Annotated in this window: 14 protein-coding genes; 6 read left to right on the top strand and 8 right to left on the bottom strand. The window is 44.1% G+C overall.

Annotated features, from left to right (window positions below):
* Positions 1–12 precede the first annotated feature (12 nt).
* The 3 genes from B9T10_RS05480 to B9T10_RS05470 all read right to left on the bottom strand — a co-directional run bounded on the left by B9T10_RS05480 (position 13) and on the right by B9T10_RS05470 (position 2,214).
* Positions 13–1,206 carry an efflux RND transporter periplasmic adaptor subunit gene (locus B9T10_RS05480; protein WP_094538046.1) on the bottom strand — a complete coding sequence of 398 codons (1,194 nt, stop codon included), beginning with the start codon at positions 1,204–1,206 and terminating at the stop codon, positions 13–15.
* 140 nt (positions 1,207–1,346) lie between these two features.
* Positions 1,347–1,673 (bottom strand): MarR family winged helix-turn-helix transcriptional regulator, encoded by a 327-nt coding sequence (locus tag B9T10_RS05475; RefSeq protein WP_246782164.1) that lies wholly within the window; start codon positions 1,671–1,673, stop codon positions 1,347–1,349.
* A 103-nt stretch (positions 1,674–1,776) separates the two neighbouring features.
* Positions 1,777–2,214, bottom strand: a complete 438-nt coding sequence (locus tag B9T10_RS05470) for a universal stress protein (RefSeq protein WP_008316184.1) — start codon at positions 2,212–2,214, stop codon at positions 1,777–1,779.
* A gap of 97 nt (positions 2,215–2,311) precedes the next feature.
* Here B9T10_RS05470 and ispD point away from each other — a divergent pair, with 97 nt between their 5' ends.
* The 4 genes from ispD (at position 2,312) to B9T10_RS05450 (ending at position 5,988) form a co-directional block, all read left to right on the top strand.
* Positions 2,312–3,010, top strand: coding sequence for a 2-C-methyl-D-erythritol 4-phosphate cytidylyltransferase (gene ispD / locus B9T10_RS05465; protein ID WP_094492964.1), 699 nt, complete (start codon positions 2,312–2,314; stop codon positions 3,008–3,010).
* Positions 3,001–3,480, top strand: coding sequence for a 2-C-methyl-D-erythritol 2,4-cyclodiphosphate synthase (ispF, locus tag B9T10_RS05460; protein WP_008316182.1), 480 nt, complete (start codon positions 3,001–3,003; stop codon positions 3,478–3,480). The genes ispD and ispF overlap by 10 nt, the downstream gene beginning before the upstream one ends.
* 69 nt (positions 3,481–3,549) lie before the next feature.
* Positions 3,550–5,649, top strand: a complete 2,100-nt coding sequence (metG, locus tag B9T10_RS05455; RefSeq protein ID WP_094538045.1) for a methionine--tRNA ligase — start codon at positions 3,550–3,552, stop codon at positions 5,647–5,649.
* A 108-nt stretch (positions 5,650–5,757) separates the two neighbouring features.
* Complete coding sequence (locus B9T10_RS05450; RefSeq protein WP_008316180.1) at positions 5,758–5,988, top strand: YccJ family protein; 231 nt, start codon at positions 5,758–5,760, stop codon at positions 5,986–5,988.
* A gap of 59 nt (positions 5,989–6,047) precedes the next feature.
* Here the strand turns inward: B9T10_RS05450 and B9T10_RS05445 are convergent, their stop codons facing one another.
* Entirely contained in the window at positions 6,048–7,436 is a 1,389-nt protein-coding gene (locus tag B9T10_RS05445; protein WP_018122414.1) for an alanine/glycine:cation symporter family protein, read from the bottom strand.
* A gap of 290 nt (positions 7,437–7,726) precedes the next feature.
* Here B9T10_RS05445 and yedE point away from each other — a divergent pair, with 290 nt between their 5' ends.
* A complete protein-coding gene (gene yedE / locus B9T10_RS05440; protein ID WP_094538044.1) occupies positions 7,727–8,959 on the top strand; it encodes a selenium metabolism membrane protein YedE/FdhT in 1,233 nt (410 codons plus the stop codon).
* A 27-nt stretch (positions 8,960–8,986) separates the two neighbouring features.
* Complete coding sequence (yedF, locus tag B9T10_RS05435) at positions 8,987–9,220, top strand: sulfurtransferase-like selenium metabolism protein YedF (protein ID WP_039950061.1); 234 nt, start codon at positions 8,987–8,989, stop codon at positions 9,218–9,220.
* Between the two features lie 44 nt (positions 9,221–9,264).
* Here the strand turns inward: yedF and B9T10_RS05430 are convergent, their stop codons facing one another.
* The 4 genes from B9T10_RS05430 to B9T10_RS05415 form a co-directional block, all read right to left on the bottom strand.
* Positions 9,265–10,620, bottom strand: coding sequence for an adenosylmethionine--8-amino-7-oxononanoate transaminase (locus tag B9T10_RS05430; RefSeq protein ID WP_063504021.1), 1,356 nt, complete (start codon positions 10,618–10,620; stop codon positions 9,265–9,267).
* 3 nt (positions 10,621–10,623) lie between these two features.
* A complete protein-coding gene (bioD, locus tag B9T10_RS05425) occupies positions 10,624–11,304 on the bottom strand; it encodes a dethiobiotin synthase (RefSeq protein WP_008316170.1) in 681 nt (226 codons plus the stop codon).
* A gap of 126 nt (positions 11,305–11,430) precedes the next feature.
* Positions 11,431–12,072 carry a TenA family protein gene (locus B9T10_RS05420; protein ID WP_094538043.1) on the bottom strand — a complete coding sequence of 214 codons (642 nt, stop codon included), beginning with the start codon at positions 12,070–12,072 and terminating at the stop codon, positions 11,431–11,433.
* A complete protein-coding gene (locus B9T10_RS05415; protein ID WP_094538042.1) occupies positions 12,072–12,776 on the bottom strand; it encodes a class I SAM-dependent DNA methyltransferase in 705 nt (234 codons plus the stop codon). Before B9T10_RS05415 ends, B9T10_RS05420 begins: the two co-directional genes overlap by 1 nt.
* Between the last annotated feature and the right edge of the window lie 5 nt (positions 12,777–12,781).

The raw sequence follows: 12,781 nt of genomic DNA, 5'->3' as shown, positions 1-12,781 counted from the left end.
TTCCCTTCCCTGTTAGTGAGTTTGTGTCGGTGCATCATTGGCAATGTTGAGCGGCACTTTATCCGTACGGCGCATCATGCTTTGCACTTGTTGAATGCCCTCAACCACCACTTGCTCACCTGCATTTAAACCTTTAGAAATGAGCCAGTTATTGCCATTGGCATGCTCAATTTCCACAGGACGCACCTCAGCAATGTTGCCTTCACCCACCACAATCACAAACGATTGTCCTTTAGGATCACGGTAAATGGCTTTTTGTGGAATCTGAATGGCATCTTTTTGAACGCCTTGATCAACAATTGAACGCACAAACATGCCAGGCAATAATAATTGATCAGGATTGGGGAATTCCGCTTGAATTAAAATCGAGCCTGTTGTTGGGTCTACAGTGCGATCCGAGAACTTCACAATACCGGCTTGAGGATAGATTGAGCCATCATCCATCACTAAATGAACCGTAAAATTATTGTCATCAATGGCGCCCGGCACAGGATTGATCAATGTGCCATCGCGGAATTTTTTCTGCATGCGAGTAAAATCTTTTGCAGAATAGGTAATGTCCACACGCATCGGATCATTTTGCTGAATCACTGCCATTTCCATCGCTTGACCTGCCGTCACCAACGCACCTTGTGTATAGTTAGAGCGACCAATTTGCCCACTGATCGGCGCCAACATTTTGGTGTAATTTAAGCTGATTTCAGCATTATTCACTTCTGCTTTTGCAGCAGAAACTTGTGCATTTGCTTGGATTAATGCAGCATTGGCATCATCAACATCTTGTTTGCTCACCGTTTTAGACGAGGACAATGCATTGATGCGTTTTGCTTTCTCAGCGGCGGCATATTGATTCGCTTTTGCTTGCTCTAATTTTGCTTCGGCAATTTGTAAAGCTGCATCATAAATGGCCGGATCAATTTGATAAAGGGTTGTGCCCTCTTCAACATAAGAGCCTTCCACAAAGTGACGATTTAAAATGATGCCGCCCACTTGTGGACGCACTTCGGCAATTTTTGAGGCTTTTGTGCGCCCCGGCAATTCTGCTTTGACCAACACATCTTGGGCTTGAGTGGTATAAGTCACCACTTTCACAGGCGGTACGCTCGCAGCTTGCTGAGCACTTTTATCGTCAGAACATGCCGATAGCGCCAATGCGCCCGCCATGACCAACAGCCATTTCTGATTGGACAACAATTTTCTCATCATATCTACAGTCTCGATTAATAGTACTAAAGCTTGGTTAAGTGAATCATGATCTTCATGGCATTTTCGATCTCAGCATCGCTGAAATCTTTCATTGAATTGAGCATCCATTCCCCGTAGATCTCATCAAGCACACGCTGACACTATGCCTCGCCTTGATCGGATAAACAATAATAAGGGGAACGTTTGTCGCTCTCATTCTCTTTAATGCAGATTAAACCTTCATCTAACAATGACTTCATGTGCTTTTGGACAGCTTGGCGAGTAATGAGTAAATCTGCGGCCAACGCAGCCGTTGTCATGCCTTGTTTTTCATATTTTTCATGCGTGGCAATGTGAATGACCAATTGCCAAGACGGAAAATTCAGCCCTGTTGGCTCAATCAACCGTTGGTTGATCTTCATTAAATTGGTTCGGGCTTTAAAATAATAAGTAAAAAACTCATGAATTGTATCGAAACGCTCTGCCATCATGACCTAAATAACACACAAAAGAAGATGACCTATATTAATGTTCGACAACAAGGTTGTCAAACATTAATCGAGACTATAAATTGTTTCTATAAGGGGGAAATTAGACTTTCACCACCAAAACATCACACGGTGAATCATTAATGATTGAACCGGAGGTTGAGCCTAACAAAAGCGCTAAACCTTGGCGTGTGTGTGCACCGACCACCACCAATTCCACTTGTAAGGATTCTGCTGTTTTGATGATGCCCTCTTTGGTTGAAAAAGCAGAGACCACATGTGTATCGGCATCCGGAATGCCTAAGCGATCGGCTAAAGCACGGGCATTTTTCTTCGCTTCTGCCACCACTTCTGAATCTGTTTGCTCAGAGATGATCGGCATCAATTCATAGCCAAGGGCAATGTTAATGTCTTCTAACACATGCAGTAATGTGATTTTTGCATGGTTACGTTCTGCCACCACCATCGCTTGTTTAACGATTTTCTCTGAATCGGCAGAGTGATCAATGGCCACTAATACATGTTTATATTCATTACTCATAATTATTCCTCTAGGGTTAGGGTTTGATGCTTTAGATTTATCATAACATTCTATGACCGAATGGGATAAAATAGCCATTTTATTATTAATCTAAATCATGGCAAGTCTCTTTTTTATTGTGCCTGCAGGTGGTGTTGGCGCACGCATGCAAGCGGATCGTCCGAAGCAATATTTGATGCTGACAGAGTCTCAATCTGTCCTTGCAGCCACGTTATCGCTCCTTCAAAGCCAAGGTGAGCATACGATTGCTGTAGGGGTTTCTGCCGATGATGGTTATTTTAAGCGCCTTACTTTACCCAAAGATTTACTGCGCTATGATGCTGGCCCTAATCGCTCTGATACGGTGCGTTTAGGCTTACAAGCCATTGAGCATTTAGCACAAGATGATGATTGGGTGATTGTCCATGATGCAGCGCGCCCGGGTTTAACGCCTAAAGAGCTTCAGCAATTCATTCATCAAGTGATGACAGAACCTCATTCCATCGGTGGCATCATGGCATTGCCTGCGGTCGATACCGTTAAACACGTCAATGCTCGCCAAATCACACACACCATTGATCGGAACACCATTCATTTAGCACAAACGCCACAAATGTTTCGCTATGGTGTTTTAAAAGCAGCTTATGAACATGCATTGAGCCATGATTTAGCAGTGACAGATGAAGCCTCTGCGGTGGAAGCGCTTGGCCATCATCCATTTGTGTATCAAGGTTATCCCCATAATTTTAAAATCACGCATCCCACCGATTTACGATTGATGCAATTTTTATTTTCAGAGAGGACGTTATGCGAGTAGGCATTGGTTTTGATGTTCACGCCTTTACAGAAGGTGATCATGTCATTTTAGCGGGTGAAAAAATCCCCCATCACAAAGCATTTTTAGCCCATTCTGACGGCGATGTGGTTTTGCATGCATTAACCGATGCCATTTTAGGCGCGGCAAAATGTGGTGACATTGGCATGCTCTTTCCTGATACAGATCCTGCCTATAAAGGCGCCGACAGCATGATTTTATTGCAAAAAGCGTACGAAAAAGTCCAAGCAAAAGGCTGGTGCATTGGCAACATTGACATCACTATTATGGCAGAGCGCCCAAAACTGATGCCCCATAAAGAGAAAATGGCCGCAAACATTGCCAAAGCTTTAAATTTACCGGAAGATGATGTCAATGTGAAAGCCACCACGATGGAAAAACTCGGCTTTGTGGGCCGTGAAGAAGGCATCGCTGCACAAGCCATCGTGCTACTGAACCCTTGTCAAGATTAAAGTTAATATAAGTCGTGTAGAGTGCTACACTATTTCATTCGTTTTATTTTTCATTGAGAGCAAAACAACATGTCGATAGAGAAACGCAAGTTATTCATTACCAATGCACTTCCGTATGCCAATGGCGATATACATTTAGGTCATTTGTTAGGTTACATCCAAGGTGATATTTGGGCGCGTTTCCATCGAATGTGTGGCTCTGAAGTGCATTTCATCTGTGCAGATGATGCCCACGGCACGCCCATCATGATCCGCGCGCAAAATTTAGGCATCACACCTGAAGAGCTCATTGCCAAAGCACAAAAAGCACACTTAGAAGATTTCGTGGATTTCCACATCGAGTTTGACAATTATTACACCACAAACAGCGAAGAAAATCGCCAACTCGTTGAAGACATCTATTTGAAATTAAAAGATGCAGGCTTGATCGAAACCCGTGAAATTCAGCAGTTTTTCGATGAAGAGAAACAGATGTTCCTCCCGGATCGCTTCATTAAAGGCGAATGCCCAAAATGTCATGCCAAAGATCAATACGGGGACAACTGCGAAGCCTGTGGCGGCGTATATCATCCGACTGAATTGATCAACCCATTCTCTGTTGTGTCTGGTAAAACGCCAGTGATGAAGGGCTCTGAGCACTTCTTCTTTAAATTATCGGATGAGCGCTGCGTCACATTCTTACGTGATTTCTTAGCAAACAGCGATCGTTTACAGCCTGAAGCTGCCAACAAAATGAAAGAGTGGCTCGGGACCGATGAAGACAATAAACTCTCTGATTGGGACATCTCTCGCGATGCACCTTATTTTGGCTTCCCAATTCCAAATGCACCGAATAAATACTTCTATGTATGGTTAGATGCGCCAGTCGGTTACTTTGCCTCATTGTCTAATTACATCTCGCGCCATCCTGAATTTTCTTTAAATGATTTCATCGAGCGCGATGCGGCTGAAAAAGCGGGCACAGAAATGGTACATTTCATTGGTAAAGACATCATGTATTTCCATACATTGTTCTGGCCTGCGATGCTCAATTTCTCCGGTTATCGTTTGCCCACACAATATGCCGTCAATGGTTTTATCACCGTCAATGGCGCAAAAATGAGTAAATCACGCGGCACATTCATCACGGCGCGCTCTTACTTAGATGAGCAATTGAATCCTGAATGGTTGCGCTATTACTTTGCCGCAAAATCATCAGGCGCGATTGATGACCTTGATTTAAACCTAGAAGATTTAGTCAGCCGCGTCAATTCTGACTTGGTGGGTAAATTTGTGAACATTGCTTCCCGCACGAGCCGCTTTGTCTCTAACTTATTTAATAATCAGCTCAGCACTTTTGCCGAAGACACCACAGAGTTATTGGCGACGATCCGCACAATGCAAGCGAACATCATCAATCATTACGAAGATCGTAACTTTGCTGCTGCCATGCGCGAAGTGGCGCGCGGTTGTGATTTGGTCAATGAACACTTTGACACCACAAAACCTTGGGAATTGGCGAAAAATGAAGCCGATCATGCGCGTTTACAATCCTTGTGCACCAGCTATTTAGAAGCCTTTAGATTATTAAGCATCTATTTGTACCCCATCTTGCCACAAACGGTGAAAAGCATTGCCGCTTACCTTAATAGCGATCTTTCTACGTTTGATGCCACGCGCAAAAACCTCGAAAATGCCACCATCAACAATTATGAACACTTGATGAAGCGCGTTGAGATCAAGCAGCTCAATCAATTGGTGGATCGCAATAAAGCGTCCCTCAAAGCCGCTGAGCCACAAAAGAAAGCGGAAAAAACTGAGAAAAAAGAGAAGAAAAAAACTGAAGTGATAGTGCCTGAAGGCTGCATCAACATCGATGATTTTTCTAAAGTGGATTTACGTTTAGGTAAAGTTTTAAGCTGCGAATTTGTGGAAGGCTCGGATAAATTGCTCGCCTTTACAGTGGATTTAGGTGAAGAGAAGCCTCGCAATATTTTCTCTGGCATCCGCTCTGCTTACGGTGAACCCCATTTATTAGTGGGCAAATATGTGATTGTGGTGGCAAACTTAGCACCACGCAAAATGCGCTTTGGCGTCAGTGAAGGCATGATTTTATCCGCATCCATTGATGGCGATTTGGCATTATTGACCACATTGAGCGAATTAAAACCAGGTGCGAAGATTTCTTAATGCACATCAACAAAGCTTGGGTTTCCCCAAGCTTTTGTTTTATTTATCATCATGCTTTGCTATATTAAAGATGCACCATAAACATTTTCATCAATAAAGGAGATAACAATGAACGAACATAAAAAAGATATTCATGAATTAAAATCCTGGGCAAAAGCACATGAGTCCACTTCTTTAGAGATCGCTGAAGCCATTTTTGAGTTGGCAAAAGGTGATGATGCCTTAGCAGAAAAAATCTGGAGCGAAGCACAAGATGAAGTGTTACCGTTAGCATTCTCAAAAACCGATGCAGACCATTTGTTCTGGGGTTTACAGCGCATTGATCGCAAAGATGTTTAAAAGCAGCCAATAACAAAAATCCCCGCTCATGACGGGGATTTTTTATGGTCATTTGTCCACTATTTTTTCTGTGCGGCTTTTGTGATCTTCACCACAATGGTGGAGAGTAAAATCAACGCTAAAATGTTCGGCAACACCATCAATCCATTGAACATATCCGCCATATCCCACACCAAATCCACTTTAAAAAATGCGGCAATGAAAATACATGCCACCACCATCATTTGGAAAATACGGATCGCCACTTCAGAGCCAAAGAGATAGCGCACATTGGTCTCGGCATAATAATACCAACCCACAATGGTGGAAAAGGCAAAGCACAATAATGCAATGCTCACAAAATAGCCGCCAAATGCACCAAAGACCGATTGATAGGCTTGTTGCGTCACGGCAATGCCCTTCACTTGATAAATCGACAAGAAATTACCCTGCCCAATTACATTGCCAAGAGCCGCCCAATCTTTGAGCGCAGATGTGATGATCACAAAACCCGTCAATGTCACAATCGTACACACAATGAAGACGCCCATCATGGCTAAAAAGGCTTGTTGTTCTGGCGCTGTGTCTTTAGCCACCGCATGAGCATGTGGCGTTGACCCCATCCCTGCTTCATTGGAGAATAAACCACGGGCAATACCAAAACGCGCCGCTTGTTGAATCGCAATCCCCGCGCCTGCACCTAACACAGCTTCAGGATCAAACGCCGCCACAAAAATGACGCGGCAAGCATCCCATAAATACGCAGAATTGATGGTTAAAATCACCACAACGCCCAAGAGATAAAAGAGCGCCATCAATGGAATCAATTTTTCCACCACTGCTGCAATGTTTTTAATCCCACCCATGATCACTAAACCTGTGACGCTCGCTAAAATTAAGCCCATTAACCATGTTGGCGTATTAAATGAGTTACTAAAAGCTTCGACAATGGAGTTACTTTGTACCATGTTGCCAATTAAGCCTAACGCCATGATGATGAGCACAGCAAATAAGACCGCTAACCACTTCATGCCAAGCCCGCGCTCAATATAATAAGCAGGCCCGCCCACCACTTGTCCATTACGATCTTTAGTTTTGAAATGAATGGCTAAAATGGCTTCTGCATAAATGGTGGCCATGCCTAAAAATGAGGAGACCCAAATCCAAAAAAGTGCGCCGGGCCCACCTAAAATGATTGCGGTTGCAGGCCCTGCTAGATTCCCTGTACCCACTTGACCGGCAATCGCTGTTGCCACTGCCTGAAATGAGCTCATCCCGTTTTTCCCAGCTTTTTCACCCTTTAAGGAAACGCCTGAAAAAAACATCTTCATCCCCGAGAAAAACCCTCGCACCTGAATGAATTTTAATCTGAATGTGAAAAAGATACCCACGCCAACGAGTAGGTAAATCAGAATATTGTTCCACAAAATTCCATTAACGGCATTCACGACCGTTTCTAAAGCATGCATGTTACCTCCTTAATACAGCCGTATAGTGTATAATTTTTTTCACAGGTTGTATGGGAATAATTCAAAAAATCTACTACTCTATTCGCTTTATTTCCATTAGAATGTCGCTCTTTTCTCAGCATATTTGAGACCATACATTTCATGATCAACATCGCACGCTTTTTCTTACAGCAGTGACGCACTCACAGAATCTCTAGGTTAGAGATAGGCTCGGGTGTTAATCGTTGATCGCGTGTTGATTGTTAGCACCCGTCTTTTGTCGACCTCAAAAAACAAGGACAGGGTTCAACATGACCACATGGCACACTTTTAAACAAAAATATCTGATTCAATTTTGGAATCCAGTAGCAGCTGTTATAGCCGCTGGGATTTTAGCCACATATTATTTTGGCATCACCGGCACTTTATGGGCTGTCACAGGCGAATTCACGCGCTGGGGCGGACACATTTTACAAGCCTTTGGCGTGGATCCAAGCAATTGGACCTACTTTAAAATGATTGGTTTTCAAGGCTCACCTTTAGATCGCACCGATGGTTTATTATTGATCGGCATGTTTGGCGGTTGTATCGCCGCAGCGCTTTGGGCGAACAATATTAAATATCGCAGCTCCCCCCATAAAATCCGCATTTTCCAAGCATTGGTGGGCGGCATCATCGCAGGCTTTGGTGCGCGTTTAGCGATGGGTTGTAACTTGGCAGCATTTTTTACAGGCATTCCGCAATTCTCCTTACATGCTTGGTTCTTTGCCATTACAACAGCCATCGGCTCCTATGCAGGCGCTAAAGTGGCATTGCATCCCATTTTTCGCATTCCACTCAAAGTGCAAAAAGTCACCGCTCAAGCGCCCCTTAAACAAAACCCTGCTCAAGTCAAACGCCGCTTTATCATCGGCTCCATCGTGTTTGCTGCATTATTCATCACTGGGATTATTTTACTCTTCATTAAACCATTATTTGGCATCGCATTGATCTTTGGGACAGCTTTTGGCTTACTCATCGAGCGCGCACAAATCTGCTTTACTTCAGCATTTCGTGACTTATGGATCACAGGGCGCACGCACATGGCTAAAGCCATCATCATCGGTATGATTGTGAGCACCATCGGCACATTTGCATTCATTGAAGCAGGCATTGCACCAAAAATTTATTGGGCAGCGCCAAACGCCATTTTAGGCGGCTTACTCTTCGGCTTTGGCATCGTTTTAGCGGGCGGCTGTGAAACTGGCTGGATGTATCGCGCGGTTGAGGGTCAAGTACACTATTGGTGGGTGGGCGCAGGCAACATCATTGGCGCCACTGTTTTGGCATATTATTGGGATGACTTATCCCCTTATTTAGTGGCAGATTTCGATAAAATCGACCTACTCAAATCCATGGGCACTTATGGCGGCTTGATCTTTAACTATGCGCTGATGATGATTTCCCTTGGTCTTATTTTGTGGTGGGAACGCCGCTTTTTCAATCGACGCGCGAAAGCGGCTCAAGCTGCCATCACGCGCCCCATTAATGTTGTGAACTCATAAGGATCAATCATGGACAATTCTATTAAAATCGAAGACATCGTACCCACGTTACGCCTTGATATGGTGGGCGAACCTTGCCCGTATCCTGCGGTGGCAACCCTTGAAGTGATGCCGCAGCTCAATGATGGGGATATTTTAGAGGTGATCAGTGATTGCCCACAATCGATCAATAACATCCCAATTGATGCGAAAAATCATGGTTATGAAGTGCTCTCCATAGAACAACATGGTCCTACGATTCGTTATTTGATTCGTAAGTAAGTCAATAAAAAAAGCCACTCTCGTGGCTTTTTTATTTTCGAGGTTTAAACCTGCGTCAATGCATAATCAATGGCATCGGTTGCGATGTTGACCATCCATTTGATCTGCTCTTCTGTCACAATGTAAGGCGTATTGAAATAGACAATTCCACCCAATGGACGAATGAGCAAGCCATGCTTCATGGCATAATCAAACATTTTAAGCCCAATACGGCTCTCCCATGAAAATGGCGTACGCGTGGCTTTATCTTTGACCACTTCAATCGCCGTGATCATCCCAGTTTGGCGCACTTGTGCAACATTTGGGTGATCTTTTAACGGCGCCGTGTATTTCGCAAAGGCTTGAATCAATTTTTGGTTATTGTTGATCACATCATCCTCTCTAAAAATGGATAATGTCGCCAAAGCCGCACTGCACGCCAGCGCATTGCCCGTATAACTGTGGGAATGCAAAAAGACTGACTCAGGATGATATTCACGATAAAACGCATCATAAATTTTCTTGCTGGTCATGCATACAGACATTGGCAAATAACCGCCCGTCAATGCTTTAGATAAACATAAAAAGTCCGGCACCATATCCGCTTGCTCGTGGGCAAACATTGTGCCTGTGCGCCCAAAACCCACAGCGATTTCATCTAAAATAATGTGCACATTGTATTGATCACACAATGCACGCAATTTCGTTAAATACAAGGGTGAATGCATGCGCATGCCGCCGGCACATTGCACTAAAGGTTCGATGATCACCGCTGCAATTTCATGATGATGATCATGGATTAAGGCTTCCATCTCCGCAAAGCGCTTTAATGTGTACGCTTCCTCTGTCTCATCTTCGGCTTTTTCATACAAATCTGGCGCAGTCACCTTAAAGGTATCAAAAAGCATCGATTTGTAACTTTGCGTATACAAAGGCGCATCCCCGACAGACATTGCCCCCACAGTTTCACCATGATAACTGTTGGTAAAGGTGACAAATTTATTCTTCGTCGGCTCGCCCACATTACGCCAATAATGCATGCTCATTTTAAGTGCGGATTCAATGCATGATGAGCCATTGTCCGCATAAAAGCAGTAATCTAGACCATCACGCGTGATGCTGACTAACTCTTCAGACAAGCGAATCATGGGCTCATGGGTAAAACCTGCCATGATCACATGTTCGAGCTGATCTAACTGATCCTTCACCGCTTGATTGATTTTAGGATTCGCATGGCCAAACACATTGACCCACCATGAGCTGATGCCATCTAAATATTTGTTGTCATCAAAGTCATACAGCCAAACCCCTTCCCCACGTTTAATCGGCACTAAAGGATAGGTTTCATGATCTTTCATTTGCGTACACGGATGCCACACCACGGATAAATCGCGTTGCATCCATTTTTGATTTTCTGTCATTGTTTATGCGTCCAAAGGAAGGGATAAATAATCGGCGGCGCTTTCATCTGATTGTAAAAATGGCACCACACCTAAGCAAGGCGCCGGCATGTGCGCCATGAGGTAATCTAAATTTTCTTGTTGATAAGGCATGTCAGCATCCACGCAATTTGCCACCCAACCTGCCACCGTTAAACCTGCACGCTCAATCGATTCCACTGTCAATAATGCATGGTTAATGGCACCTAATTTAACACCCACCACCACAATGACGGGCAAACCGGCTGCTTTGACCCAATCTGAATAACACTCCGTTTGATTTAATGGCGTGTGCCAACCGCCTGCGCCTTCCACTAAGACAAAGTCCGCCGGCTCTGATAATGCAGGCTTTAAAGCTTCTGTAATGGTGGCAACAGTGAGTATGACTTTCTCTTGCTCTGCCACAATGTGGGGCGCAATGGCAGGGGCAAAGCAAAAAGGATTGATGATGTCATACGGGCAAGGATAGGAAGAGGCGGCTTGATGCGCTAACGCATCTTCATTGCGAAGGCCATCGATCGTCATGTCACTGCCACTTGCCACAGGCTTAATGCCCAAAGATTGCAAGCCTACGCGGGCAGCTTTTTCCAATAATCCTGCGGTGATGCGTGTTTTACCAATTTCTGTGTCCGTTCCGGTCACAAAAAAGCGTTGTGCTGTTCTCATATTCACTCTGTTTTGGTTAATCAAACAGGTAAAATTGTAACCCCACAACGCTTTATGTCAAACAATTAAAATAATTTATGGTTTACATAATTACTTAACCAATTGTATTATTTAACTTATTATCATTCAGATTGATGCACCAAGCTCATAGCAACTGACCCAAAATCGCTGATCCCAAAGGCAACCTTCGCGGTAACTCGCCATCATTGCTTGCTGTAACTCCGTCGATGCATGTGCGCCATAATCATCACACACTTCACGCAATTGACGCACAGATTCAGCGTGCTCAATGCCTGCATACATGTCAATCCATGCGGTGTACGGATTATTTTCCCGCGCATGATTCGCATAAATGTATTGCCCAAGGCGCTGATACACAATGAAACAAGGTAAAATTCCTGCCAATGCAATCTCGATGGGCGCGTTGCACAATTGATCATAAAAGTTGAGAAAACCTATAAGCGTTTCACTCGCGGCAATGCTAGATAAATCCCGCGTGAGATATTGATCATGCAGCGCTTTTTCACCGGCCATATTTTCCGCCACAAAGCCTTCAAAATAGCGTTGATAACGCCGCTGATCCATGCGCTGTGCAAAGTGCAACAGCACAGCAGAAAAGCCCCGTAAATACAAAGCATCTTGCTCAATGTAAAAGGCAAAGCGCTCTTTTGCCAATGTGCCTTTCATCAATTGCTGAATAAAAGGCAACTGCTTTGTGGTTTCATACACAGGCAGTTGCGCTTGCCATGCGGCTTCACTCCAACCCATTATTTCGGTTTATACGCACAAATTGCCACGTAATCGCCTTTATCAAAGCCGCTGACGGGTTCTTCAATCTGTAAATCTGAATACACAGGATGCGTGGTTAAGGTTTGATAAAATTCAAAATCCACAAAGCCCACTTTTTCCATGAGGTCGATTTTCTCGCCCGTGGTGCGCCAATTTGCTTGATCCACCAATTCAATGGGATAAGGATTGCGTGGATACACGCCCGTCAATAAGGGATGATCCCAAGATTTCACCGCTTTTGCCAAGTTATACAATAAGCCATAACCGCTCTCTTTTGGGATGTCGATCACGATCACTTTGCCGCCGGGATTCAGGGCATTGAAACTATTGGTCAACGCTTTGCCTAAATCGGTGATGTAACCTGGGCAACCATTGTACAAAATGGTGTCATAGGTGCGGCCAAGATAATCATAATTTTCTGCCGTTTCAATCATCACCTCTAAGCCACGTTTTGCCGCAATCGCCGCCATGTCTTTTGAAGGCTCAACGCCATCTGTGATGTGAATGCCAAACTCTTGGCGCAAAATGGATTCAAATAAACCGCTGCCACAGCCGACAGATACAATGTTCTCACAGCCTTCTAAGGTTTTGGCCACCAATTTAACTTCAGACATCAACACATTGCTGTTGTCTAAAAACCAACTGTCATATTTTTGTGCGTATTGATCAAAACTTTTTTTCATGATTA

Origin of the sequence: Wohlfahrtiimonas chitiniclastica (assembly GCF_002252325.1) — a bacterium.
Classification (GTDB): domain Bacteria; phylum Pseudomonadota; class Gammaproteobacteria; order Cardiobacteriales; family Wohlfahrtiimonadaceae; genus Wohlfahrtiimonas; species Wohlfahrtiimonas chitiniclastica.
Note: the sequence above shows the minus strand (reverse complement) of the source record. Positions and strands in the feature narration are given on the sequence as shown.